We start from the raw sequence: 22,533 nt of genomic DNA, 5'->3' as shown, positions 1-22,533 counted from the left end.
ATATCATTGCTGACGAACTCTGCGAAAGGCTGCGCAATGGCCAATGTGACTGTGAGAAACCTGCCCGATGCCGTGCACCGGGCCTTGCGGGTACGCGCTGCCCACCATGGCCGCAGTACGGAGGCGGAAATCCGCGACATTCTGGAAGCCGCCGTCCGGCCGGAAGAGCGTGTCAGGCTCGGCTCCATGCTGGCGTCCATTGCCCGCGAGGCAGGAGGACTGACCGACTCCGAAGCCGAGGGCTTCAACCGCCTGCGCGACAGGGCGCCAGCCGAGCCCATGGACTTTGAATGATCGTTGTCGATACCAACGTCATTTCGGAACTCTGGAGGCTTGCGCCCGACTCCAGAGTGCTTGCCTGGATGGACGCCCAGGCCATTGAAACGCTGCATCTGTCTGCCGTCACCGTGGCAGAACTGCGCTACGGCATTGCAGCGATGCCTGAGGGAAGGCGCCGCACCATCTACCAGGAGCGACTGGAGCATGAGGTTCTGCCGGCCTTCGCCGGCCGTGTCCTGGCCTTTGACCTGGACGCGGCAAAGGCCTATGCCGATCTGATGGCGAGCGCGAAGACGCAGGGCAGGGCCATCGCCAAGGCCGATGGCTATATAGCGGCCACTGCCATGGCGCATGGGCTGGTGGTGGCAACGCGCGACACCCGTCCGTTCGAGGCCGGTGGGCTGCAGACCATCAATCCCTGGACGGCAGCGCCCTAGACAGACCAGGGCGCCGGCCTGCCTTCCGGGCTGCAGCCTCAGGCCGCCAGCGTGGCGTTGTCGATCACGAAGCGGTACTTCACATCGCCCTGCAGCATGCGCTCGTAGGCGGCGTTGATCTCGTCGGCGCGGATCATCTCGATATCGGCCACGATGCCATGCTGGGCGCAGAAATCCAGCATCTCCTGCGTTTCGGGAATGCCGCCGATCATGGAACCGGCCAGGCTGCGGCGCTTCATGATCAGGTTGAACACCTGGGGCGAGGGATGGGGCGTGGCCGGCGCGCCCACCAGGGCCATGGTGCCGTCGCGCTTGAGCAGGGTGAAGAAGGCGTCCAGATCGTGCGGCGCGGCCACGGTGTTGAGGATGAAGTCCAGGCTCTTGGCGTGCGCCGCCATCTCGGTCGCGTTGCGCGAGACCACCACTTCGTCGGCACCCAGGGCGCGCGCCGCCTCACGCTTGGACTCGGAGGTGGTGAAGGCCACCACATGCGCGCCCATGGCGTGGGCCAGCTTGATGCCCATGTGGCCCAGGCCGCCAATGCCCACCACGCCCACCTTGTGGCCCGGCCCCACGCCCCAGTGGCGCAGCGGCGACCAGGTGGTGATGCCCGCGCACAGCAGCGGCGCCACGGCGGCCAGCTGTTCCTCGGGGTGGCGGATGTGCAGCACATAGCGCTCATGCACCACGATGCTCTGCGCGTAGCCGCCCAGCGTGTGGCCGGGCGCATCGGGCGTGGGGCCGTTGTAGGTGCCGACCATGTGGTCGCAATAGTTCTCCCGGCCCTCGTCGCAGTCCGCGCAATGGCGGCAGCTGTCCACGATGCAGCCCACGCCGACCAGATCGCCAGCCTTCACGCCCGACACATGGGCGCCCACGGCCGAGACGCGGCCCACGATCTCGTGGCCCGGCACGCAGGGGTAGAGCGTGCCCGCCCACTCCGAGCGCACCTGGTGGATGTCGGAGTGGCAGACGCCGCAGAAGGCGATCTCGATCTGCACATCGTGGGCGCCCGGTGCGCGGCGCGTGATGTCCAGGGATTGCAGGGGCAGGTCGCCCGCATGGGCTCCATAGGCTTTGACGGTCATGGGGTGTTCCTCGTGGGAGGCCTGGTGGGTGTGGAAAGGGATGCGGGCATTCTTGCCGCCGCCTGCCCTGCTGACTAGCTAATCAATGCTTAATGGGCTTATCAGCACAGCTAATCAATGGATGGCGCTAGGCTTGCGGCCATGGCAAGACGCAACCTCAATGACCTGCTGGCCTTCGTCACCGTGGCGCGCGAGGGCAGCTTCACGCGCGCGGCGGCTGCGCTGGGCGTCACCCAGTCGGCGCTGAGCCAGACCGTGCGCGCGCTGGAGGAGCGCCTGCAGATCCGCCTGCTCACGCGCACCACGCGCAGCGTCTCGCCCACGGCGGCGGGCGAGCGGCTGATGCAGGCCATAGGCCACCGCTTCGACGAGATCGAGGCCGAACTCGACGCCCTGACCGCGCTGCGCGACAAGCCCGGCGGCACGGTGCGCATCACCTGCGGCGACTACATGCTGCAAAGCACCCTGCTGCCCCGGCTGGCGCCGCTGCTGCTCGCCTATCCGGACATCTGCATGGAGTTCGACGTGTACTACGGATTCCGCGACATCGTGGCCGAGCGCTTCGACGCCGGCGTGCGCCTGGGCAGCACCATCGACAAGGACATGATCGCCGTGCCCATCGGCCCGCCGCTGCGCATGGCCGTGGTGTCCTCGCCCGGGTATTTCGCGGAGCACGGCATTCCGAAGAATCCGCAGGACCTGATGGCGCACCGCTGCATCAACCAGCGCATGGTGACCTCGGGCGGCCTGTATGTGTGGGAGTTCGAGCGCCGGGGCCGCAAGATGAATGTGCGCGTGGACGGGCCGCTGATCTTCAACACCACCCAGCCCCAGATCGATGCGTACCTGGCCGGGCTGGGCATCACGCTGCTGCCCGAGGACGAGGTCATGCCCTGGATCCAGAGTGGCCAGCTGCAGCGCGTGTTGGAGGACTGGTGCCCAAGATTCGACGGCCACCACCTGTACTACCCCAGCCGCAGGCAGCCCTCGCCCGCGTTCTCGCTGGTGGTCGATGCGCTGCGCTGGCGCGGCTGAGGCGCCTGGGCATCAACGCAGCGGCGAAGTAGGCATTGCCGCCGGCGACATACGCGGCCGGTCAGCTTGGGCACAATGAACGGCTTTCGCCCAGCCTCTTTCGCGGTCCTTGGACGCGACTCCTTCACGCGATTTCCTTACGCGATCTCTTCACGCGATGCAGCAAGAACCCGACTTCCTCCACAACCTGAACCAGGAATTCCGGGACGGCAGGCGCTGGCTGGACCGCACCATCGTGCTGGCCTATGCGGCCGCCGCCGGGCTGTGCGTGGTGGCCTTCACGCTGATGGCCGACGCGGGCTTTGAACTCTTCGAGAGCATCTACCACTGGCAGGGCGGCTGGGCCGTTCTGCTGTGGATGCCTGCCGTCACGGCGGGCGCCGTGTGGCTCACGCGGCGCTGGGCGCCGGGCGCGGCGGGGTCGGGCATTCCGCAGGTGATCGCCACGCTGGACCCGGCGCTGGACCCCGCGCAGCGCGGGCGCTTCGTGTCGCTGTGGCTGTCCTTCGCCAAGATGGCGCTGGCCAGCGCGGGCTTTGCGGCGGGGCTGTCGATCGGGCGCGAGGGGCCTTCGGTGCAGGTGGCCGCCGGTGTCATGCACCATGCGCGGCGCTGGTTCGGGCCGCATTCGGGCATCAGCCACCATGCGCTGCTGGTGGCTGGCGGCGCGGCCGGCATTGCGGCGGCCTTCAACGCGCCGCTGGCGGGCGTGGTCTTCGCAATCGAGGAGCTGTCGCGCAAGCTGGAGTCGCGCTCCAGCGGCCTGATCATCGCGGCCATCGTGCTGGCCGGCCTGATGGGCGTGTCGGCCTTCGGCAACCTCAGCTATTTCGGGCGCATCCAGGTGCCCCACCTGACCTGGGACGCGCTGCTGCCCGGCCTGTGCGTGACCCTGGCCTGCGGCGTGCTGGGCGGCCTCTTCGCCAAGCTGCTGGCCGCTTCGCTGACCCGCACGCCCGAGCGGCTCAACCAGCTGCGTGCGCGCTTTCCCATCCGCTTCGCGGCGGCGATTGCGCTGGTGATCGCCGTCATCGGCATGGTCACGGGCGGCGCCACCTTCGGCGCGGGCTCGGAGGCCGTCAAGCACATGCTGGCGGGCCAGGCCGACGTGCCCTCGTTCTACGTCACCCTGAAGTTCATCGCCACCTGGCTGTCGGCCTGGGTGGGCGTGCCGGGCGGCATCTTCGCGCCCTCGCTGTCGATTGGCGCGGGCGTGGGCCACAACGTGGCCGGCCTCATGGGCGCAGACATCGCGCCCGCCCTCATCGCCATGGGCATGGCCGCCTTCCTGGCCGCCGTGACACAGGCGCCGCTGACGGCCTTCATCATCGTGATGGAGATGGTGGACGGTCACTCCATGGTGCTCAGCCTCATGGCCGCTGCCATGCTGGCCAGCCTGGTCTCGCGCATGCTGGCCCGGCCGCTGTACGAGACGCTGGCCCAGCACATGCTGAGTCTGGTGCCTGCACCTGCTCCCGCGCCTGCACCTGCAACTGAGCCTGCACCGGCCGCCGCGCCGGAACCGGAGCCCGCCAGCGCACCCGCCAGCGCACCCGCCAGCACCGCAGAGCCGGCTGAACCGTCCAGGGACCAGGACAAGCCCGCAGGCGCCTGAGCCGGGCGCGCTTGGCTGACAGGCAATGGCGAAGGGCGATGGCCTGGGCGCGCTGCACGCCACGCCATGCTCGCTTCCTGAGTCCTGACGCACAACCCGAGGAAAGGAACGCGCCATGTGGGAGGAAGTAACCAGCACCCTGGCCGAGGAATTCTCCAGCCTGCCCGATGCGGCCGAGGTCACGCGCGTCATGGTGCGCCTGCTGCTGGCGGCCCTGCTGGGCGGCATCGTCGGCTACGAGCGAGAACACAAGGGCAAGGCCGCCGGCCTGCGCACCCACATGCTGGTGGCCATGGGCGCGGCGCTGTTCGTGCTGGTGCCCGAGCGCGGCGGCATGGGCATTGCCGACATGAGCCGCGTGATCCAGGGCGTGGTGGCCGGCGTGGGCTTCCTGGGCGCGGGCGCCATCATCAAGCGCCACTCCGAGGAACAGGTGCAGGGCCTGACCACGGCCGCCGGCATCTGGATGACGGCCGCCATCGGCGTGGCCTGCGGCCTGGGGCGCGAGGCGATCGCGCTGCTGGCCACGCTGCTGGCCATCGTCATCCTCGTGATGCTGCCGCACGTGGTCAGTGCGCCGCCTCCGCAGGCGGACGCGGAGCCGGATACGAAGCCGCGCGAGACTTGAGGGCGCGCTGCTTGCGTTCTTCGTGGCTTTCCTCGGGGTGGTCGCCGGGCAGGTGGTCGGTGAGCAGCACAAAGTGCCGGCCCTGGTCGAGCAGGGATTCGATCCGGGCTTCGGCCGATGCGTCATTGCCGCTGCCTGCGTCTGCAGGTGCCTGCGCTTCGGGTTCGCGCAGGTAGACCAGGGGAAAGCGGGAGGTATCGATCAGCATGTCATGGTTCCTGGGAAAAAGCAGGGCATCAGTACAGGTCGTGCCTGACCGCATGGGCGTAGTGGGCGTTGGCCTGCTCCTGTTGCGCGGCATCCATGGCGGGCGCCGTGGCGTCGGCCAACTGCGTGAGGGCGGCCATCATCTGGCCCACGGTGGGCAGGGCGGAGCGGTCCAGCTGGCTTGACGGGTTCCAGAGGCCGGAGCGGTGGATGGCCTTGCCGCAGTGCAGCAGCACCTCGTCGACCAGGACCACGGTGGCGGTCTTGGGCGTGCCCCGGCCTTCGCTCAGCTCCTGCAGCAGATGGGGGTCGGTGGAGATGCGGCCGCGCCCGTTGATGCGCAGGAAGATGTCCAGCCCCGGGAACAGGAAGAGCAGGGCCAGGCGGTCATCGGCCTGCAGGTTGCGCAGGGATTCGATGCGGTTGTTGCCGGGCCAGTCGGCAAAGGCCACGGTGCGCTCGTCCAGCACCTGCACAAAGCCGGGGGGCCCGCCGCGCGGCGAGGCGTCCAGGCCGCGTTCGCCGGCCGTGGCCAGGCAAAAGAAGCTGGCCTGGCGCAGATAGGCCTCGTGGAAGTCGGACAGGCGGTCGCGCACGGCCTTCTGGATTCTTTCTGCCGGGGCGGCGTAGAGCGAATCCAGGTCGATGGCCGGGCCTGGCGACTCTGCAAGGGCGGTGTTGTCTGTGTGCATGGCACAAGCGTAAGAACAAAGGCGTTGGCGGCTGTAGACTGGATCAGCCAACAAATAGCTCAAAGACGCCATGCCCGATGCCATTCTTGAACTGGTCAGCCATGTGAACCGTGCCGATGGCCCCGTGCTGATCGCAGCCGTGGGCAACCAGGACGAGGAGCTGGCCTCCGAGCCGCACCGCCACGCGCGCGGCCAGCTGTTCGGCTCGCTGCGCGGGCTGCTGTCGGTGGGTGTGGAAGACGCGGTATGGGTGGTGCCCGCCATCCATGCCGTGTGGCTGCCGCCGCACCAGCTGCATTCGGGCCGCTCCCATGGTCCCTTCCACGGCTGGAGCGTCTATGTGGCGGAGCCGGCCTGCGCCGAGCTGTCGCAGCGGCCCTGCGCCATCCGCACCTCGGGCCTGCTGCGCGAGGCCGTGCTGCGCGCCGCCGGCTGGGGATGGCAGCAAGGCGTGCCCACAACGCAGCCCGTGCAACCAGGCCCTTCGGCGGACCAGGCCCGCGCCCATGTGATGGCGGTGATCCTGGACGAGATCCGCACCCTGCCCGTGGAGCCCCTGGGCCTGCCCCTGCCCGCAGACCCGCGCCTGCAGCGCATCGCCCGCGCGCTGATCGCCGACCCGGCCGATGCCCGCGACCTGGACGCCTGGGCACGCTGGGCCGCCGTCAGCTCTCGCACGCTGAGCCGGCGCTTTGTCTCGGAGACCGGCTTCAGCTTCACCGCCTGGCGCCAGCGCGCGCGGCTGATGCGCTCGCTGGAGATGCTGGCCGCCGGCGCGCCGGTAACGAACATCGCGCTGGACCTGGGCTACGCCACGGCCAGCGCCTTCATCGGGCTGTTCCGGCGCACGTTCGGGGAGACGCCTGCGGCGTACCGGGGGAGGCTGGGGGCGAGTGTCTGAAGTGCCCATGAAAGGGTGAGGGGACGGATTCTGGACATGGCTTTGGCTCGGCAGTAGGATTCAATCCCACTGCATTCAAGGAGCCGTGCATGAGAACCACCCAGCAAATGAGCATCACCCTGCCCAACGACATGGCAGACGCAGTACGGGCGAAGGTGCGTGCTGGCGAGTACGCCAGCGAGAGCGAAGTGATCCGTGATGGCTTGCGGGCGCTGATGGCACGGGATCGTGCGGTGGAAAGCTGGCTGCAAGATCAGGTCGGCCCCGCCTATGACGCGTTGAAGGCCGATCCCTCGAGTGCCGTAACCGCCGATCAATTGCGGGCGCGCCTTGCCGCTGAACATGCCAAGGCGAGATGAACTATCGCGTTGTCTTCAGTTCGCAGGCCCAGGAGCAGCTTGTCGAGCTTTACCGCTACATCGCCGAGGCTGCCTCGCACGATGTGGCAGCTCAATACACCGATGCCATCGTGAGCTATTGCGAGAGCCTGCGCACCTTTCCACTTCGCGGCACGCCGCGCGACGACGTGAGACCTGGCTTGCGCATCACCAACTACAGAAAGCGAACTGTCATCGCCTTCGCCGTCGATGCAGACATGGTTTCCATCATCGGCATCTTCTATGGCGGGCGTGACCACGAAGCACTGCTGCGGGAGGGTGGCGGGATCGCCTGATCAGCCGCTCTGTCCAGATGCCAGAGCCGCCTACAACCGCTGCAACTGCGCATTCAGATACGCATCGCGCGAGGGCTGCAGGTGCTCGGCGCACAGGCGGACCAGGGCGTCGCGGTCCTGGGCGCGCAGGGCTTCGATCATTTGCCAGTGTTCCTGGCGTGCGCGCTCGCGGTAGTCGGCCGAGACCAGGGAGGCGAAGCGGATGGGGTGCGTCTGGCGCGCGTATTCGGTGATGGCCTTGTGCAGCGTGTCGTTGCCCGCCAGCGCAAACAGTTCCTGGTGAAAGGCCAGGTTGATGCGGAACACCAGGCGCGCGTTGCCTTCGGCCACGGCGGCGTCGTGCTGCTGCTGGATGGAGGTCAGGCGTTCGAGCCTCTCGGCCGGCACGGGCAGGGGGATCTTGCGCGCGGCCTCCACTTCGAGCATGCCGCGCAGCTCGTACAGCTCCTGCACTTCCTGGGTGGAGAAGGAGCGCACCAGGGCGCCGACGTTCTTGCGGCGCTCAATGAGGCCCATGCGGTCCAGCGCGGCCAGGGCCTCGCGGGCGATGTGGCGCTTGACGTCGAAGCGGGCCATGAGGTCGTCTTCGACCAGGCGCTCGCGCGGGTGCAGCCGGCCGAAGACCACGTCCTCTTCCAGCGCGGCCACCATGGCGCCCAGGGCGTCGGCTGCGGGGGCGGGTTCGGCATCCAGGGAAATCGGCAGTGAGGCGGCAGCGACCATCAAGACAGGCGGTTGGGACAAAAACGCCATTTTGTCCGAACTGATGGCCCTCACTGGGCATGGCGGGCGTGCCGCGCTGCCTGGCATGGACTATTCGCGCGGGCCGGGAATGGTGCCGCGTTCGGTGGCGCAGCGCAGGAAGTCGAAGTCCACGCCCTGGTCGGCCTGGTTCACGGTGGTGAGAAAGAGCTTGCGGTAGCCGCGCTCAGCCGTGGGCTCGGTCACGGGGTGGAGCCGGGCGCGGCGGGCCAGTTCCTCGTCGCTGACCTGCAGCGTCAGCTCGCGCCGCGCCACCGACAGCGTGATGCGGTCGCCGTTGTGCACATGGGCCAGCGGCCCGCCCACGGCCGACTCCGGTGTGACGTGCAGCACGATGGTGCCGAAGGCCGTGCCGCTCATGCGCCCGTCGGAGATGCGCACGATGTCCTTGACTCCGGCCCGCGCCAGCTTGCGCGGGATGGGGATGTAGCCGGCCTCGGGCATGCCGGGCGCACCCTTGGGGCCGATGTTCTTGAGCACGAGGATGTCGTCGGCCGTCACGTCCAGATCGTCGCTGTCGATGCGGTGGGCCAGGTCGGCCGCGTTCTCGAAGACCACGGCGCGGCCTTCATGCTCCATGAGCCGGGGATGGGCGGCCGACTGCTTGATGATGGCGCCGCCCGGCGCCAGGTTGCCCTGCAGCACGGCGATGCCGCCCTGCGGGTAGATGGGGTTGGAGCGCGGGCGCACCACGTCCTGCGCAAAGCCGGGGCCGGCGCGGTCGATCTCTTCGCCCAGCGTGCGGCCGGTGACGGTGAGGGCGTCCAGGTTCAGCAGGGGCTTGAGCTCGCGCAGCAGCGTGGCCATGCCGCCCGCGTGGTGGAAGTCCTCCATGTAGTGGTCGCCCGAGGGCTTGAGGTCCAGCAGCACGGGCGTGTCGCGGCCCATGCGGTCCAGGGCCTTGAGGTCGATGTCATAGCCCATGCGCCCCGCAATGGCGGCCAGGTGCACGATGCCGTTGGTGGAGCCGCCGATGGCCAGCAGCACGCGCATGGCGTTCTCGAAGGCAGCGGGCGTGAGGATTTTGTCGATGGTCAGGCGCTCGCGCGCCATGCGCACGGCCTCGGTGCCTGTCTGTTCGGCGATGCGGATGCGGTCGGCCGTGACGGCGGGGGGCGAGGCGCCGCCCGGCACCGTCATGCCCAGCGCCTCGGCAATGCAGGCCATGGTGCTGGCCGTGCCCATGACCGAGCAGGTGCCCACGCTGGCCACCAGCTGGTTGTTCACGTCGGCGATCTCTTCGGCGTCGATCTCCTCGGCGCGGAACTTGCCCCAGTAGCGGCGGCAGTCCGTGCAGGCGCCCACGCGCTCGCTGCGGTGCGAGCCGGTGAGCATCGACCCGGTGATCAGCTGGATGGCCGGGATGCCGGCCGAGGCCGCGCCCATCAACTGGGCCGGCACCGTCTTGTCGCAGCCGCCGATGAGCACGACGGCATCCATGGGCTGGGCGCGGATCATCTCCTCGGTGTCCATGGACATGAGGTTGCGCAGGTACATGCTGGTCGGCGCCGAGAAGCTTTCGTGCACCGAGATGGTGGGGAAGTCCATGGGCAGGCCGCCCGCCAGCATGACGCCGCGCTTGACGGCCTCGATCAGCTGGGGCGCGTTGCCGTGGCAGGGGTTGTAGCTGCTGCCCGTGTTGGCAATGCCGATGACGGGGCGCTGCAGCGCCGAGTCCGTATAGCCCGCGCCCTTGATGAAGGCCTTGCGCAGGAACAGCGAAAAGCCGCGGTCGCCGTAGTTGGTCAGGCCCTTCGATATGCCGCTTTCGGCGTCGGCGGGAGTGATGTCGTGGGCCGGGGAGGGCGTCTTGGGGTCGGTCATGGCGGCGGTCCGTGGGTCTGGAGTGGGGAGCGAAGGCAGGCGCTGCCTTGCGTTGACGGCAGGATAGCGGCGCTGTCCTCAAATTATCATCGGCGTTATCACCTATATTATTAATAATCTAATTGACCAACCATGCGACCTTGTCCGGTCTGCGTGCCGGACATGTTTTTCCGACACAAGACAAGGAGACATCCATGACCGCCGCACACCGCTCTCACCCGCCCAACCGGCGCGCCCTGCTGGGCGCCGCACTGCTGACCCTGGGCGCAGGCCTGGCGTTGCCTACCGCAGCCAGTGCCGCAGCCGACGCCGGGTATCCGGCCCGGCCCATCAAGCTCGTCGTTCCCTACACGCCCGGCGGCGCTACCGACGTGATCGGGCGCGTGGTGGGGCAAAAGCTCTCGCTGGCGCTGGGCCAGCCGGTGGTGGTGGAGAACCGGGCGGGCGCGGCCGGCAACCTGGGCGCCGCCGCCGTGGCCAAGGAAAAGCCCGATGGCTACACCCTGCTGCTGGGCGCGCTGACCAGCCATTCCATCAACAGCGTGCTCATGGCGTCCACGGCAGGCTTCACCATGGACAAGAGCTTTGCGCCCATTGGCGTGGTGGGCCGTGTGCCGCTGGTGGTGACCGTGGGCCCGTCGGTGAAGGCGGCCAGCCTGGGCGAGTTCATCGCCCTGGCCAAAAGCCGGCCGGGCGGGCTGAACTACGGCTCCTCGGGCAATGGCTCGCCCCAGCATCTGGCGGCCGAGCTGTTCAAGCGGCAGGCCGGCGTGCCGCTGACGCACGTGCCCTACAAGGGCAGCACGCCGGCGCTCAACGATTTGATGGGCAGCCAGGTGGATGTGGTGTTCGACACCCTGCCCGCCACGCAGGGCTTCATCAAGGGCGGGCGCCTGCGCGCGCTGGCCGTGACCACGGCGCAGCGCGTGCCCTCCATTGCCGACATTCCCACCACGGCCGAGGCCGGGCTGTCGGGCTTCGAGGTGACGTCGATGTTCGGCCTGCTGGCGCCTGCAGGCACGCCCGCGCCCATCGTCGCCCGGCTCAGCGGCGCGCTCAAGGAGGTGATGGGGCAGCAGGAAGTGAAGGACGCCCTGGTCGCCCAGGGCGCCATGCCCACGTTCACCACGCCTGCCGAGGCGCGAGCCCAGATCGCCGAGGAGGTGGCGCGCTGGTCCGCCGTGATCCGGCAGGCGGGCATACAGCCGGATTGAGGCTGCGCCTCAGCGTCGCCGGGCCCGCGTTTCCGGCAGAAAGGCCGTTGCCAGCCCCAGCAGCGGCAGGTAGGCCACCAGGCCGTACACCCAGACGATGCCGTGGGTGTCGGCCAGGTTGCCCATGCCGGCGGCCCCCAGGCCGCCGATGCCGAACATGAGACCGAACATCAGCCCCGAGACCAGGCCCACGCGGCCGGGCACGGCCTCCTGCGCATAGACCACCAGCGCCGCAAAGGCCGAGGACATGACCAGGCCGATGACGATGGACAGCACGGCCGTCCAGAACAGGTCGGCATGCGGCAGCAGCAGCGCAAAAGGCGCCACGCCCAGGAAGGACACCCAGATCACGGCCTTGCGCCCTATGCGGTCGCCCACCGGGCCGCCCGCGAAGGTGCCCGCCGCCACGGCCGCCAGGAAGGCGAACAGGTACAGCTGCGACTGCTGCACGGGCAGGGCAAAGCGCTCGATCAGATAGAAGGTGAAGTAGTTGGCAAAGGCCGCGATGTAGACGAACTTGGCGAACATCAGCACGCAGATCACGGTCACCGCGCGGATGACCTGCGAGCGGTTCAGCGCCGTCAGCGCATGCTGGCCGGCCGCCACCACCTTGGCCGGCGCATGGTGCAGGCGCCAGTGCGTGATGCGCAGCAGCACCCAGATGGCCAGCAGCGCCACCAGCATGAACCAGGCGATCGCATGCTGGCCAAACGGAATGACGATGGCCGCCACCATCAGCGGGCCGATGGCCGAGCCCGTGTTGCCGCCCACCTGGAAGGTCGATTGCGCCGTGCCGAAGCGCCCGCCCGAGGCCAGCCGCGCCACGCGCGAGGCCTCGGGGTGGAAGGTGGACGAGCCCACGCCGATCAGCGACGCGGCGGCCAGCAGCATGGGGTAGCTGGTGGACAGGGCCAGCAGGCCCACGCCCACCAGCGTCACCACCATGCCCAGCGGCAGCAGGTAGGGCTTGGGATGCTTGTCGGTGTACAGGCCGATCCAGGGCTGCAGCAGCGAGGCCGTGACCTGGTAGACCAGGGAGATCCAGCCGATCTGCGCGAAGCTCAGCGAGAACTCCGTCTTGAGCATGGGATAGACGGCCGGCAGCACGGCCTGGATCAGGTCGTTGAGCAGGTGGGCAAAGGCGGCGGCGCCGACGATGCGCAGCAAAAAGCCCTGCGCGGCATGGCCGGGTGCTGGATGGGCGGGCGCCGGATGGGCGTGCGTTGCAGGCCCGGCCAGCTCGCCCGGGGCGCCAAGAGTGGTGGTGTTGCTTGTCATGGAGGAAAGGGCCCCGCAGGGCGGAACGGTCAGGGTCCGGCGTTGACGAAGGTCAATGGGCCGTGGGACCGAAGATAGGTGTTTGGTGCCCGTCTGTCTCTCTCTATACTGACTTCAATTGTCGAGATCGGGACAGAGAGCCGCATAGAACCACACACAGCTCCAGGATGGGAAGACCCATGGCCGCAGAACTGCCGCGCAGATACCTCAAGTACCACCAGACCGGGCGCCCCATGGCCGCCATGGAGGCCAACTGGGCGCATGGCACCAGCACGGGCTGGCACTCCCACCCGCGCGGCCAGCTGCTGTATGCGATCGAAGGCGTGATGTCCGTGCAGCTGCATTCCGGCTCCTGGCTGGTGCCGCCCAACCGGGGGCTGTGGATAGAGGCCGACGCCGAGCACGATGTGCGCATGTCGGGCGACGTGAAGATGCGCACGGCCTACATCGACGCCTCGGCCTTTGCGGACCTGCCCGCGCGCACCTGCGTGGTCAACGTGTCGCCCCTGCTGCGCGAGCTGGTGGTGGCCGCCGTCGGCGTGCCGCTGGACTATGCCGAAGGCAGCCGCGACGAGCGCCTGATGCACCTGCTGGTCGATGAGCTGCGCGCCGCCGAGGTGCTGCCCCTGCACCTGCCCCTGTCCACCGATGCGCGGCTGCGCCAGGTCTGCGAGGCCCTGATGCGCGAGCCTGCCGACACCGCCACCGCCGAACACTGGGCGCAGCGCCTGGGCGTGAGCGCCAAGACGCTGCAGCGCCTGTTCGTGAAGGAAACCGGCATGCCCTTCGCCCAGTGGCGCGAGCAGGCGCGGCTGATGTTCGCGCTGGGCCGCATTGCGGCGGGCGAGCGCATCATCGACATCGCCCTCGATTGCGGCTATGCCAGCCAGAGCGCGTTCACGGCCATGTTCAAAAGGCATTTCGGGGTGCCGCCTTCGGGCTTCCAGCGCTGAGGCACGACCGGACCAAGGTCGGGCCGGGCGGACTTGGATGCAGATCCAGATATCGATTGCGGCACAAGCATATGCCCAAAGATTCGTTCCCCCGCGCCTGCATCGTGGCGATACTGGCCGGCCGCATTCCCTCCACCGCCTCAGCTTTTTCACCGCCGCACCGTGCTACCCGACCCAGTCCCCGACAGCGCGGCCGAAGCGCAGGTCGATCGCGTCATCGACGGCCTGCTCAACGGCCTGCAATGGCGCGCCAGCGTGTTCCACGTGGGGCAGTACTGCGGGCGCTGGCGGGCCTCCACGGCGGGGCGCGCGCGGGCCAGCTTTCACCTGATCCTGGACGGGCGCTGCTGGCTGCACCTGCCGGGCCAGCCCTCGGTGGAGCTGCAGCCGCGCGACGGCGTGTTCCTCTCGCGCGATGTGCCGCATTTCATCTCGCCCTATGCCGACCCGGACATGGCCTGCGCCCCGCAGGCCATGCGTCCCGCCACGGGCGATGCCGGCATCGGAGAGACGGCGCTGGCCTGCGGCTTCTTCACCTTCGAGGGGCCCATGCGCGGCCTGCTGGTCGATGCCTTCCCCGACCACCTGGTGCTGCGCGGCGACGACCATGCGATGAGCGGCGCCTCCATGCTGTTCGACCTGATGCGCGCCGAGGCGCTGCGCACGGGCACCGAGCCCTCGGCCGTGATGGACCGGCTGGTGGGCCTGCTGTTCTTCTACGGCCTGCGCCAGCTGGCGCATGGCGATGCGCGGGCGCGCGGCATCTGGAGCCTGCTGCGCCGGCCGGGCTTTGCGCCGCTCGTGGCCGAGCTGCTGCGCGAGCCGGCCCGCAACTGGAGCGTGGCCGACATGGCCGCGCGCGTGTGCCTGTCGCGCGCCACGTTCTTTCGGCAGTTCGCCGAGGCCTGCGGCCAGCCGCCCCAGCAATTCCTGCTGCTGCTGCGCATGCAGCTGGCCGCGCGCCGGCTGGCCCAGGGCGAGGCCATAGGCCAGGTGGCCGAGGCCGTGGGCTACGAGTCCTATGCGGCTTTCTCGCGCGCCTTCAAGCGCGTGATGGGCGAGCAGCCCGGCGCCTGGCAGCGCGCGCAGGCACGCTGCTGCTGAGCCGCCATCCGAGCCCGCTGCATCTGCCTGCGGGTTGACACGTTCGGGCATAAATCCGCGACGCGGCGGCATTGATGGCAAGGGGGGGCGCGGCCGATCATGAAGGCATTCCTTCATTCCTGCAAAACACCATGGCACGCCTGACCCTGCACACCCCGCAAACCGCCCCTGAAGCCAGCCGCCCCTTCGTGGAGCGCGCCCTGGCCGGCAACGGATTCCTGCCCAACCTGATCGCCATCCTGGCCAACTCGCCCCAGGCGCTGGAGACCTATGTGACCGTGGGCCAGATCAACGCGCGCGCCCAGCTCACGCTGGCCGAGCGCGAGGTGGTGCAGATCACGGCGGCGCGCATCCATGGCTGCGACTTCTGCGTGGCCGGCCACACCAAGCTGGCCTTCAAGCAGGCCGGCCTGACCCAGGCCGAGGTGGTGGCGCTGCAGGACGGCCGCGACACGGGCCAGCCGCGCCTGGACGCCGTGCGCCGCTTTGCCGAAGCCGTGATCGCCACGCGCGGCGCCGTCGCCGACGAGGCCCTGGCCGCCTTCCATGCAGCAGGCCTGAGCGAGCAGCAGGCACTGGAGGTGGTGCTGGGCATCAGCCTGGCCACGCTGTGCAACTTTGCCAACAGCCTGGCGCAAAGCCCCGTCAACCCGCAGCTGCAGCCCTATCTGCCCGAACAGTTCCGACAACCGCAGGAGAACGCACATGCTGGCTGATTCGCTGCGGCAGTGGCTGGACGCCCATGCCGACTCCCTGGACGAAGGCCCCGCGCATGCGCACGAGGTGCTGCCCCGGCTGGCGCAGCACGGCCTGTTCGGCCTGGGCGTGCCCGTGGCCGAGGGCGGGCAGGGCGGCAGCCTGGGCGATGCGCTGGAGGCCATTGCCGGCGTGGCCGGGCATTCGCTGACGGCGGGCTTCGTGTTCTGGGCGCAGCGCGCCTTTGTCGAATACCTGCTGCAGTCGCCCAACGCGGCGCTGCGCCAGCGCTGGCTGCCGGGCCTGCTGCAGGGCACGCAGGCGGGCGCCACGGGCCTGTCCAACGCCATGAAGTACCTGGGCGGCATCGAAGCCCTGCAGGTCGAGGCCACGCCCGTCGGCACTGTCGGCGCTGTCGGCGCCGACGGCCTTGCACTGCGCGGGCGCGTGCCCTGGGCCACCAACCTGGTGCCGCCGGGTCGCTTCGTGGTGGCCGTTGCCGTCTCGCGCAGCGACGGTGCAAAGCCCTTCGTGGCCGCGCTGCCCGGCGATGCGGCGGGCCTGCAGCGCAGCGCCGACCTGGACCTGATCGCGCTGCGCGGCAGCCATACGGCGGCGCTGTCCATCGAGGGGCTGCAGATCGGCCCGGCCGATGTGATCCATGCCGACGCCAACCATTTCCTGCCGCGCGTGCGGCCCGCCTTCATGGGCCTGCAGCTGGGGCTGTGCATCGGCCTGGCGCGCGCCTCGCTGGCGGCGGCCTCGGCCCGTGCCGGCGCCGGGCGCGATGTGCTGGGAGGCCCGCTGCAGCAGCAGCGCCACGCGCTGGAACTGGCCACGGCCACGCTGCATGCGGGCCTGTCCGACGGGCGTTTTCTTGACCGACCTCAAGCCCTGTTCCGCCTGCGCCTGGAATTGAACGACATCGTGCAGCAGTCCCTGCAGCTGGAGCTGCACGCCAGCGGCGGGCGCGCTTATCATCGCGACCAGCCGCTGGGATTTGCGCGCCGTTGGCGCGAGGCGGCCTTCATCCCCATCGTGACGCCCAGCGTCACGCAGCTACAGGGTGCGCTGGCTGGCGCGGCCCTGGCAACCACCAGTTCATGACCCAGACGGAAGCTTTCTCCCCTGACGCTCCCGCGCCCGTGCTGCAGGCACGCGGCGCGGGCTTTGGCTATGCGCCCGGCAAGGCCGTGTTCGAGGACATCTCCCTGAGCATTGCCCCGCGCGAGATCGTCTGCCTGCTCGGCGGCAGCGGCTGCGGCAAGTCCTCGCTGCTGCGCGTGCTCGGCGGCCTGGAGTCGCCGGACGGCGGCGCCTGGAGCCGGGGCGAGCTCCAGTTCCTCGGCCAGCCGCTGACCGCGCCGCACCCGCGCGCGGGCTTCGTGTTCCAGCAGCCCAGCCTGCTGCCCTGGCTGGACGCGCGGCGCAACGTGGGCTTCGGCCTGGACTTCGAGCGCCAGCCGAAGCTGGAGGCCGAGGCCCGCAGCCAGCGCGTGGAGCAGGCGCTGCAGGCCGTGGGCCTGGGCGGCAGCGGCGCGCTCTACCCCTCGCAGCTGTCGGGCGGCATGGCCCAGCGCGTGGCCCTGGCGCGCGCCCTGGCCCGCGAGCCGCAGCTGCTGCTGGCCGACGAGCCGTTCTCGGCCCTGGACGCCATCACGCGCGCCGAGATGCAGGAGCTGATGGTGGACGTGGTCCACCGCTGGCACACGGCCGCGCTGCTGGTCACGCATGACATCGACGAGGCCATCCTCGTGGGCGACCGCATCCTGCTGATGGGCGGGCGGCCCGGCCACATCGTGCGCGAATGGCGCGTGGACATAGCGCGCCCGCGCGAGGACGAGGCCGCCGCCGTGACCGCGCTGCGGCTGGACATCCTCTCGGCCCTGCACGGCGTGCGCCATGCGGCCCAGGCCTGATCCGGCTCGCCTGCCTGCCCGCCTGCCGATCCGCCTGCAGATCCGCCATTTCTTCGACTTCAACCATGCTCTTCTGAAAGGTCTTTCGCAAGAGCTTCCAGGACCACCCTTCCTACACCCACATCTGCGCCTCGTCGGACTGCGGCTGCGGCCTCACGCGGCGCGACATGCTGCGCCTGGGCGCACTGGCCACGGCCTCGGTGGCCGCGCCGCTGCTGGCCGCAGGCGATGCGCGCGCCCAGGCCTTCAAGGGCGATGACCAGCCCGTGAAGATCGGCTACCTGCCCATCACCGACGCCACGCCGCTGCTGGTGGCCCACGGCAACGGCCTGTTCGAGGCCGAAGGCCTCAAGGCCGAGGCACCGCGCCTGTTCCGCTCCTGGGCCCAGATCGTCGAGGCCTTCGTCTCGGGCCAGGTCAACGTCATCCACCTGCTCACGCCCTCCACGCTGTGGGTGCGCTACGGCGCCAAGTTCCCCGCCAAGATCGTGGCCTGGAACCACGTCAACGGCTCGGGCCTGACCGTGCTGCCCGAGATCCAGAAGGTGCAGGACCTGGGCGGCAAGACCGTGGCGATCCCGTTCTGGTACTCCATCCACAACATCCTGCTGCAGGACGTGCTGCGCAAGGCCGGCCTCACGGCCGTGACGCGGGCGCGCGGCGGTGCCGTTGCGGCCAACGAGGTCAACCTCGTCGTGCTGGCACCGGCCGAAATGGTCTCGGCCCTGGCCGGCAAGTCGATCGCGGGCTTCATCGTGGCCGAGCCCTTCAACGCCGCCGCCGAGATCGCGGGCGTGGGCAAGATGCTGCGCTTCTCGGGCGATGTCTGGAAGGACCACGCCTGCTGCGTCACCTTCCTGGCCGAGCGCGATATCGCCGACAAGCCCGAATGGGCCCAGCGCGTGACCAATGCCGTGGTCAAGGCCCAGCTGTGGACGCGCGACAACCGCCTGGCCGCCGCGCGCCTGCTGTCGAGCACCGGCGAGCGCCGCTACACGCCGCATCCGCAGCAGACGCTGTCCAAGGTGCTGGCCGCCACCGACTACGCCAGCTACGAGGCCAGCGGCGTGGTCGTCAACAAGGGCTGGCACCAGCGGCGCATCGACTTCCAGCCCTATCCCTATCCGTCGTACACCGAGCAGCTGGTGCGCGCAATCAAGGCCACCAAGGTCGAGGGCGACACGCGCTTCCTCGACAAGCTGGAGCCCAGGTTTGCGGCCACCGACCTGGTGGACGACCGCTTCGTGCGCAAGGCCATCCAGGCCGTGGGCGGCCCGCAGGTCTTCGGCATTCCGGCCGATTTCTCGCGCCGCGAAACCATCGTGGTGTGAGCCAGGTGTTGCGACGTATTGGATTGCCGCTGCTGGGCGCGGCCCTGGTCCTGGCCCTGTGGTGGGTGGGCGGCGCGCTGCTGGCGCGCAGCACGCCCGTGGCTGCGGCCTTCGCGCCCTGGCCTTCGCTGCAGGCGCTGGGCCAGCTGCTGACGGGCGCCGACATCTGGATGCACACCCTGCTGAGCCTGCAGCGCGTGGCCGTGGGCCTGCTGCTGGCCTTCGTGGTCGGCGTGCCGCTGGGCGTGCTGGTGGGTCTGTCGCGCGGGTTCTCGCAGGCGTTCTCGCCCGTGTTCCAGTTCCTGCGCATGATCTCGCCGCTGTCGTGGATGCCCATTGCCGTGATGGTGCTGGGCGTGGGCGACGCGCCCGTGTACTTCCTGCTGGCCTTCGCCGCCGTCTGGCCCATCCTGCTGAGCACGGCGGCCGGCGTGGCCCAGCTGGACCGCAACTGGCTGCTGCTGGCACGCAGCCTGTCGGCCACGCGCACCGAGACCGTGCTGCGCGTGGTGCTGCCCGGCATCACGGCCCAGATCCTCACGGGCGTGCGCCTGGCCATCGGCATCATCTGGATCGTGCTGGTGCCCGCAGAAATGCTGGGCGTATCGGCCGGCCTGGGCTACTTCATCCTCGACACGCGCGACCGCCTGGCGTATTCGGAGCTGATGGCCGCCGTGGTGCTGATCGGCGCCCTGGGCTATGCGCTGGACCATGCGGCGCGGTGGCTGCACCAGCGCTGGATGCACTGAGCGGCCGGCATCACCGGGGCATCAGGCCTTCGGCATGTCGTCCACCGGGGCGGCATGCCCGGTGGCCACGATGGCCTGGACCAGCAGGGCGATCAGCGTGTCCTGCAGGGGCGACGGCGCCGCTGCCTCCAGCGAGGCAATGGCCAGCTGGTAGCGGATGCGCGGCCTGAACGGGCGGCTGGACAGGGCGCCGGGCTGGCAGTAGCTGGCCAGCAGGCCGTTGACCATGGACACGCCCAGGCCCTGCGCCACATGGGCGCAGGCCTCGCCCACGGAATGCACCTCCACGGCCACGCGCGGCTGCACGCGCGCATGGCGAAAGGCCATGTCGATCTCCTGGCGGATCTCGCGCTGGCGGCCCAGCAGGATCAGCGGGGCGTCCACCAGATCTGACGGCGTCACCTCGTCCAGCGCCTGCAGCGCATGGCCTCTGGGCATGATGCAGACGGCCTCGGACTCCAGGCAGGCCCGCGTGCGCAGGCCGGGCATGGTCATGGGCAGGCGCACCAGGCCGATGTCGGCGTCGCGGCTCAGCAGGGCCCGCTCGGTCTCGGTATAGGAGCCCGACAGCACTTCCAGCACCACGTCGGGATGCGCCTGCATGAACTGGTGGGCAATGGCCGGCATCAGCGAGGTGGCCAGGGTGCCGGGCACGGCCACCTTGAGCAGCCGGCGCTTGAAGCCGCCCAGCCGCAACTGCTCGGCATGGCGGCGAAAGCACTGGGCCGAATCCATGAGAACCTGGGCGTCGTGCAGCAGGGCCTCGGCCTCCTGCGTGGGCACCAGGCGGCCTTTTTCGCGGATGAAAAGCCGCAGGCCCAGGTCCTGCTCCAGCTGGGCCAGCAGGCGGCTGATGCCGGGCTGGGACAGCCCCAGGCGCTCGGCCGCACCCGTGGTGGAGCCGCTGAGCATGATGGCCTGGAAGGCTTCGAGTTGCTTGAAATTCATGGGTTGTACAGGCGGTGCTTGCATGATGGCAGCGCGGCCGGGGGCGCGCACGGCGCATCACGAATCGCATAGGGTAATACGCGTCCGTCATACCGTTGTGGTGGATGCGGGGGCTCCTGAGAATCGGCGGCGTCAGAACACGCACAACACAAGGAGCAAGATTCCATGAAGGCCCTGCCAAGCATTGCCGCCGTCTGCAGCCTGTCCATCGCTGCCCTGGGCCACCCGATTGCGCATGCGCAGGACATGCAGGTCTACGGCCAGATCCGGCTGACCGTGAACCACCTCAAGACCGGCAATGCCGGCTCCACCATGGAAGAGCGCGACAACGCCTCGCGCCTGGGCTTTCGCGGCAAGGAGGAGCTGGGCGGCGGCCTGCAGGCGCTGTTCGGCATGGAGATGGGGCTGGATGCGGACACGGGCTCGCTGACCACGCCGGCCTTTCGCAACAGCTACGTGGCGCTGCGCGGCAGCCTGGGCACGGTGGCCCTGGGCCGGCTGGACTCGGCCAATCCCACGGGCTCGCCGCTGTACTCGCAGGTCACGGGCATCACCTCGTTCGCGGCCAATGACGCCGGGGCCACGGCCATCGGCACCTCCATGCTCAATGCGCGCAACCGCACCTCCAATTCGCTGGGCTACCAAAGCCCGTCGTGGGGCGGCACGGTGTTCCGTGCGCGCTACTACCTGCGCGGCGATGCCAAGGCCCCAGGGCTGGAGGACGACGCCAGATCGCTGGACCTGGGCCTGAGCTACGCCGCAGGCCCGTGGACGGCCGGCCTGGGCTACGCCAAGGACACGCGCGCCGGGGGCCTGCTGGCCAACGAGTTCGACAGCAAATGGCAGATGGGCCTGCGCTACAGCTTTGGTGCCATCGAGCCCTATGTGCTGCTGGGCCGTGACCGCTTCAACCACAAGCCCGGCGTCTCGCGCGCCGACGTGGACTACTGGATGCTTGGCACGCGGCTGCGCCATGGCGCACACGCCGTGGTGCTCAACCTGATGCAGCGCGACGTGCAGACCTCGCTGACCGGCAAGCGCAGGCGCCAGCAGCTGGCCTATACCTATGCGCTGTCCAAGCGCACCGAACTGCAGGCCTTCGTGGACCACGACGGCGTGGACTCCAGCCGCCCCAACGTGGCCGTGCGCGCCATCGGCGCGGGCGTGCGCCATGACTTCTGACCGTCCTGCACACCCGCATCAAGAATGGAGATTCCCATGACCCACTTCCAACGCTTCCTGTCCATGGCTTTCCTGGCACTGGGCCTTGTGCTGGGCCTGGCGCCCTTGCCCGGCCATGCGGCCGAATTCCCGGAAAAGCCCGTGCGCATCGTCGTGCCGTTCCCCGCCGGTGCCGCAGCCGATGCCGCCATGCGCGTGGTGGCCCGCAAGATGTCCGAGCTGTGGCGCCAGCCCGTGGTCATCGACAACCGCCCCGGCGTGCATGGCTTCCAGCTGGTGTCCTCCGCGCCGGCCGATGGCTACACCCTGCTGCTGGGCGCGGGCTCGGGCATGGTGACGGCGCCGCTGCTGTCCAGCAAGCTGTCCTACAACCCCTCGCGCGACTTCGTGCCCGTGGGGCGGGTGCTGATCAACGTGCCCATCCTGACCACGCACCCCAGCCTCAATGTGAGCACCGTGCAGGAGCTGGTGGCGCTGGCGCGCAAGAACCCCGGCGCGCTGAACTACAGCTCCAGCGGCAACGGCACGCCAGGCCATCTGTCCATGGAAATGTTCCAGGCTGCCACGGGCACGCGCATGCTGCAGATTCCCTACAAGGGCGGCGCGCCCGCCGTCAACGAACTGGTGGGCGGCCATGTGCAGCTGGGCATCAATGCCGTGCCCAGCGTGGTGCTGCAGATCAAGGCCGGCAAGCTCACGCCGCTGGCCGTGGCCAGCGCCACGCGCTCGCGCGCCCTGCCGCAGGTGCCCACCATGGCCGAGGCGGGCGTCAAGGACTTCGAATACGACATCTGGTATGCGCTGTTCGCGCCCACCGGCACGCCGCCTGCGGTGGTGGCCAAGGTCAATGCCGCGCTGGTGCGCTCGCTGCAGGACCGTGAAGTGGCCAAGTCTCTGGAGGCGCAGGGCGCCGAGCCCGCGCCCACCACGCCCCAGGAGCTGGCGCGCTTCATGCAGGAAGACACGGCGCGCTGGGCCAAGCTGGTCAAGGAACGCAACCTCAAGCTCGACTGAGCGC

General features: G+C 69.3%; 25 protein-coding genes. 18 read left to right on the top strand and 7 right to left on the bottom strand.

The window, feature by feature from the left end; all coding sequences use genetic code 11:
* Positions 1–36 precede the first annotated feature (36 nt).
* Together DACI_RS29535 and DACI_RS29530 are read left to right on the top strand one after the other, a co-directional pair.
* Positions 37–294: a FitA-like ribbon-helix-helix domain-containing protein gene (locus DACI_RS29535; protein WP_012207639.1), complete on the top strand. Its 258-nt coding sequence runs from the start codon at positions 37–39 to the stop codon at positions 292–294.
* Positions 291–716, top strand: a complete 426-nt coding sequence (locus DACI_RS29530; RefSeq protein WP_012207638.1) for a type II toxin-antitoxin system VapC family toxin — start codon at positions 291–293, stop codon at positions 714–716. Before DACI_RS29535 ends, DACI_RS29530 begins: the two co-directional genes overlap by 4 nt.
* A 38-nt stretch (positions 717–754) precedes the next feature.
* On the opposite strand, the gene DACI_RS29525 is transcribed toward DACI_RS29530, so the two are convergent.
* Positions 755–1,804 carry an NAD(P)-dependent alcohol dehydrogenase gene (locus DACI_RS29525; RefSeq protein ID WP_012207637.1) on the bottom strand — a complete coding sequence of 350 codons (1,050 nt, stop codon included), beginning with the start codon at positions 1,802–1,804 and terminating at the stop codon, positions 755–757.
* Between the two features lie 141 nt (positions 1,805–1,945).
* Here DACI_RS29525 and DACI_RS29520 point away from each other — a divergent pair, with 141 nt between their 5' ends.
* The 3 genes from DACI_RS29520 (at position 1,946) to DACI_RS29510 (ending at position 5,082) form a co-directional block, all read left to right on the top strand.
* A complete protein-coding gene (locus tag DACI_RS29520; RefSeq protein ID WP_043782971.1) occupies positions 1,946–2,839 on the top strand; it encodes a LysR family transcriptional regulator in 894 nt (297 codons plus the stop codon).
* Between the two features lie 157 nt (positions 2,840–2,996).
* The gene (locus tag DACI_RS29515; RefSeq protein ID WP_012207635.1) at positions 2,997–4,454 is read left to right on the top strand and encodes a chloride channel protein; all 1,458 of its coding nucleotides are present in this window, start codon (positions 2,997–2,999) and stop codon (positions 4,452–4,454) included.
* A 115-nt stretch (positions 4,455–4,569) separates the two neighbouring features.
* Complete coding sequence (locus tag DACI_RS29510; RefSeq protein WP_012207634.1) at positions 4,570–5,082, top strand: MgtC/SapB family protein; 513 nt, start codon at positions 4,570–4,572, stop codon at positions 5,080–5,082.
* Here DACI_RS29510 and DACI_RS29505 read toward each other — a convergent pair.
* Together DACI_RS29505 and DACI_RS29500 are read right to left on the bottom strand one after the other, a co-directional pair.
* Positions 5,024–5,290: a hypothetical protein gene (locus DACI_RS29505; RefSeq protein ID WP_225971011.1), complete on the bottom strand. Its 267-nt coding sequence runs from the start codon at positions 5,288–5,290 to the stop codon at positions 5,024–5,026. The two genes, DACI_RS29510 and DACI_RS29505, sit on opposite strands and share 59 nt — an antisense overlap.
* Positions 5,291–5,318: 28 nt before the next feature.
* Entirely contained in the window at positions 5,319–5,981 is a 663-nt protein-coding gene (locus tag DACI_RS29500) for an MSMEG_1061 family FMN-dependent PPOX-type flavoprotein (RefSeq protein ID WP_012207633.1), read from the bottom strand.
* A 70-nt stretch (positions 5,982–6,051) separates the two neighbouring features.
* Here DACI_RS29500 and DACI_RS29495 point away from each other — a divergent pair, with 70 nt between their 5' ends.
* The 3 genes from DACI_RS29495 (at position 6,052) to DACI_RS29485 (ending at position 7,555) form a co-directional block, all read left to right on the top strand.
* Entirely contained in the window at positions 6,052–6,882 is an 831-nt protein-coding gene (locus DACI_RS29495) for an AraC family transcriptional regulator (protein ID WP_012207632.1), read from the top strand.
* Positions 6,883–6,971: 89 nt separating this feature from the next.
* Entirely contained in the window at positions 6,972–7,241 is a 270-nt protein-coding gene (locus DACI_RS29490) for a ribbon-helix-helix domain-containing protein (protein ID WP_012207631.1), read from the top strand.
* Positions 7,238–7,555: a type II toxin-antitoxin system RelE/ParE family toxin gene (locus DACI_RS29485; RefSeq protein ID WP_012207630.1), complete on the top strand. Its 318-nt coding sequence runs from the start codon at positions 7,238–7,240 to the stop codon at positions 7,553–7,555. The genes DACI_RS29490 and DACI_RS29485 overlap by 4 nt, the downstream gene beginning before the upstream one ends.
* A 30-nt stretch (positions 7,556–7,585) precedes the next feature.
* Here the strand turns inward: DACI_RS29485 and DACI_RS29480 are convergent, their stop codons facing one another.
* Positions 7,586–8,278 carry a GntR family transcriptional regulator gene (locus tag DACI_RS29480; protein ID WP_043782969.1) on the bottom strand — a complete coding sequence of 231 codons (693 nt, stop codon included), beginning with the start codon at positions 8,276–8,278 and terminating at the stop codon, positions 7,586–7,588.
* 90 nt (positions 8,279–8,368) lie between these two features.
* Positions 8,369–10,141, bottom strand: coding sequence for an IlvD/Edd family dehydratase (locus tag DACI_RS29475; RefSeq protein WP_012207628.1), 1,773 nt, complete (start codon positions 10,139–10,141; stop codon positions 8,369–8,371).
* 194 nt (positions 10,142–10,335) lie between these two features.
* On the opposite strand from DACI_RS29475, the gene DACI_RS29470 reads away from it, so the two are divergent.
* Positions 10,336–11,355: a Bug family tripartite tricarboxylate transporter substrate binding protein gene (locus tag DACI_RS29470; protein WP_012207627.1), complete on the top strand. Its 1,020-nt coding sequence runs from the start codon at positions 10,336–10,338 to the stop codon at positions 11,353–11,355.
* A gap of 9 nt (positions 11,356–11,364) precedes the next feature.
* Here DACI_RS29470 and DACI_RS29465 read toward each other — a convergent pair whose 3' ends face one another.
* Complete coding sequence (locus DACI_RS29465) at positions 11,365–12,633, bottom strand: MFS transporter (RefSeq protein WP_012207626.1); 1,269 nt, start codon at positions 12,631–12,633, stop codon at positions 11,365–11,367.
* A 179-nt stretch (positions 12,634–12,812) separates the two neighbouring features.
* On the opposite strand from DACI_RS29465, the gene DACI_RS29460 reads away from it, so the two are divergent.
* The 7 genes from DACI_RS29460 (at position 12,813) to DACI_RS29430 (ending at position 19,385) form a co-directional block, all read left to right on the top strand.
* Positions 12,813–13,586: an AraC family transcriptional regulator gene (locus DACI_RS29460; RefSeq protein WP_012207625.1), complete on the top strand. Its 774-nt coding sequence runs from the start codon at positions 12,813–12,815 to the stop codon at positions 13,584–13,586.
* Positions 13,587–13,748: 162 nt separating this feature from the next.
* Positions 13,749–14,690 (top strand): AraC family transcriptional regulator, encoded by a 942-nt coding sequence (locus tag DACI_RS29455; protein WP_016448374.1) that lies wholly within the window; start codon positions 13,749–13,751, stop codon positions 14,688–14,690.
* Positions 14,691–14,821: 131 nt separating this feature from the next.
* Positions 14,822–15,406 carry a carboxymuconolactone decarboxylase family protein gene (locus DACI_RS29450; RefSeq protein WP_016448373.1) on the top strand — a complete coding sequence of 195 codons (585 nt, stop codon included), beginning with the start codon at positions 14,822–14,824 and terminating at the stop codon, positions 15,404–15,406.
* Entirely contained in the window at positions 15,396–16,493 is a 1,098-nt protein-coding gene (locus DACI_RS29445; protein ID WP_012207622.1) for an acyl-CoA dehydrogenase family protein, read from the top strand. Before DACI_RS29450 ends, DACI_RS29445 begins: the two co-directional genes overlap by 11 nt.
* Positions 16,490–17,305, top strand: coding sequence for an ABC transporter ATP-binding protein (locus DACI_RS29440; RefSeq protein WP_012207621.1), 816 nt, complete (start codon positions 16,490–16,492; stop codon positions 17,303–17,305). Before DACI_RS29445 ends, DACI_RS29440 begins: the two co-directional genes overlap by 4 nt.
* Positions 17,306–17,472: 167 nt before the next feature.
* Positions 17,473–18,636: an ABC transporter substrate-binding protein gene (locus DACI_RS29435; protein WP_012207620.1), complete on the top strand. Its 1,164-nt coding sequence runs from the start codon at positions 17,473–17,475 to the stop codon at positions 18,634–18,636.
* A complete protein-coding gene (locus tag DACI_RS29430) occupies positions 18,633–19,385 on the top strand; it encodes an ABC transporter permease (protein WP_170962118.1) in 753 nt (250 codons plus the stop codon). Before DACI_RS29435 ends, DACI_RS29430 begins: the two co-directional genes overlap by 4 nt.
* 21 nt (positions 19,386–19,406) lie before the next feature.
* Here DACI_RS29430 and DACI_RS29425 read toward each other — a convergent pair whose 3' ends face one another.
* Complete coding sequence (locus tag DACI_RS29425; RefSeq protein WP_043782964.1) at positions 19,407–20,333, bottom strand: LysR family transcriptional regulator; 927 nt, start codon at positions 20,331–20,333, stop codon at positions 19,407–19,409.
* A gap of 165 nt (positions 20,334–20,498) precedes the next feature.
* Here DACI_RS29425 and DACI_RS29420 point away from each other — a divergent pair, with 165 nt between their 5' ends.
* Positions 20,499–21,515 carry a porin gene (locus tag DACI_RS29420; RefSeq protein ID WP_012207617.1) on the top strand — a complete coding sequence of 339 codons (1,017 nt, stop codon included), beginning with the start codon at positions 20,499–20,501 and terminating at the stop codon, positions 21,513–21,515.
* Between the two features lie 36 nt (positions 21,516–21,551).
* The gene (locus tag DACI_RS29415) at positions 21,552–22,529 is read left to right on the top strand and encodes a Bug family tripartite tricarboxylate transporter substrate binding protein (RefSeq protein WP_043782962.1); all 978 of its coding nucleotides are present in this window, start codon (positions 21,552–21,554) and stop codon (positions 22,527–22,529) included.
* Positions 22,530–22,533: the final 4 nt, after the last annotated feature.

Source organism: Delftia acidovorans SPH-1 (assembly GCF_000018665.1).
In the GTDB taxonomy this organism is placed as follows: domain Bacteria; phylum Pseudomonadota; class Gammaproteobacteria; order Burkholderiales; family Burkholderiaceae_C; genus Comamonas; species Comamonas acidovorans.
This window is presented reverse-complemented; position numbering and strand designations above follow the sequence as displayed.

Bases quoted from the DNA above. Each gene is read 5' to 3' on its own strand.
- DACI_RS29485 (WP_012207630.1), top strand. From the start codon at position 7,238: ATGAACTATCGCGTTGTCTTCAGTTCGCAGGCCCAGGAGCAGCTTGTC.
- DACI_RS29435 (WP_012207620.1), top strand. From the start codon at position 17,473: ATGCTGCGCCTGGGCGCACTGGCCACGGCCTCGGTGGCCGCGCCGCTG.
- DACI_RS29520 (WP_043782971.1), top strand. From the start codon at position 1,946: ATGGCAAGACGCAACCTCAATGACCTGCTGGCCTTCGTCACCGTGGCG.
- DACI_RS29475 (WP_012207628.1), bottom strand. From the start codon at position 10,141: ATGACCGACCCCAAGACGCCCTCCCCGGCCCACGACATCACTCCCGCC.
- DACI_RS29450 (WP_016448373.1), top strand. From the start codon at position 14,822: ATGGCACGCCTGACCCTGCACACCCCGCAAACCGCCCCTGAAGCCAGC.
- DACI_RS29440 (WP_012207621.1), top strand. From the start codon at position 16,490: ATGACCCAGACGGAAGCTTTCTCCCCTGACGCTCCCGCGCCCGTGCTG.
- DACI_RS29515 (WP_012207635.1), top strand. From the start codon at position 2,997: ATGCAGCAAGAACCCGACTTCCTCCACAACCTGAACCAGGAATTCCGG.
- DACI_RS29470 (WP_012207627.1), top strand. From the start codon at position 10,336: ATGACCGCCGCACACCGCTCTCACCCGCCCAACCGGCGCGCCCTGCTG.
- DACI_RS29420 (WP_012207617.1), top strand. From the start codon at position 20,499: ATGAAGGCCCTGCCAAGCATTGCCGCCGTCTGCAGCCTGTCCATCGCT.
- DACI_RS29505 (WP_225971011.1), bottom strand. From the start codon at position 5,290: ATGCTGATCGATACCTCCCGCTTTCCCCTGGTCTACCTGCGCGAACCC.
- DACI_RS29445 (WP_012207622.1), top strand. From the start codon at position 15,396: ATGCTGGCTGATTCGCTGCGGCAGTGGCTGGACGCCCATGCCGACTCC.
- DACI_RS29535 (WP_012207639.1), top strand. From the start codon at position 37: ATGGCCAATGTGACTGTGAGAAACCTGCCCGATGCCGTGCACCGGGCC.
- DACI_RS29460 (WP_012207625.1), top strand. From the start codon at position 12,813: ATGGCCGCAGAACTGCCGCGCAGATACCTCAAGTACCACCAGACCGGG.
- DACI_RS29495 (WP_012207632.1), top strand. From the start codon at position 6,052: ATGCCCGATGCCATTCTTGAACTGGTCAGCCATGTGAACCGTGCCGAT.
- DACI_RS29465 (WP_012207626.1), bottom strand. From the start codon at position 12,633: ATGACAAGCAACACCACCACTCTTGGCGCCCCGGGCGAGCTGGCCGGG.
- DACI_RS29500 (WP_012207633.1), bottom strand. From the start codon at position 5,981: ATGCACACAGACAACACCGCCCTTGCAGAGTCGCCAGGCCCGGCCATC.
- DACI_RS29490 (WP_012207631.1), top strand. From the start codon at position 6,972: ATGAGAACCACCCAGCAAATGAGCATCACCCTGCCCAACGACATGGCA.
- DACI_RS29415 (WP_043782962.1), top strand. From the start codon at position 21,552: ATGACCCACTTCCAACGCTTCCTGTCCATGGCTTTCCTGGCACTGGGC.
- DACI_RS29425 (WP_043782964.1), bottom strand. From the start codon at position 20,333: ATGAATTTCAAGCAACTCGAAGCCTTCCAGGCCATCATGCTCAGCGGC.
- DACI_RS29510 (WP_012207634.1), top strand. From the start codon at position 4,570: ATGTGGGAGGAAGTAACCAGCACCCTGGCCGAGGAATTCTCCAGCCTG.
- DACI_RS29525 (WP_012207637.1), bottom strand. From the start codon at position 1,804: ATGACCGTCAAAGCCTATGGAGCCCATGCGGGCGACCTGCCCCTGCAA.
- DACI_RS29530 (WP_012207638.1), top strand. From the start codon at position 291: ATGATCGTTGTCGATACCAACGTCATTTCGGAACTCTGGAGGCTTGCG.
- DACI_RS29480 (WP_043782969.1), bottom strand. From the start codon at position 8,278: ATGGTCGCTGCCGCCTCACTGCCGATTTCCCTGGATGCCGAACCCGCC.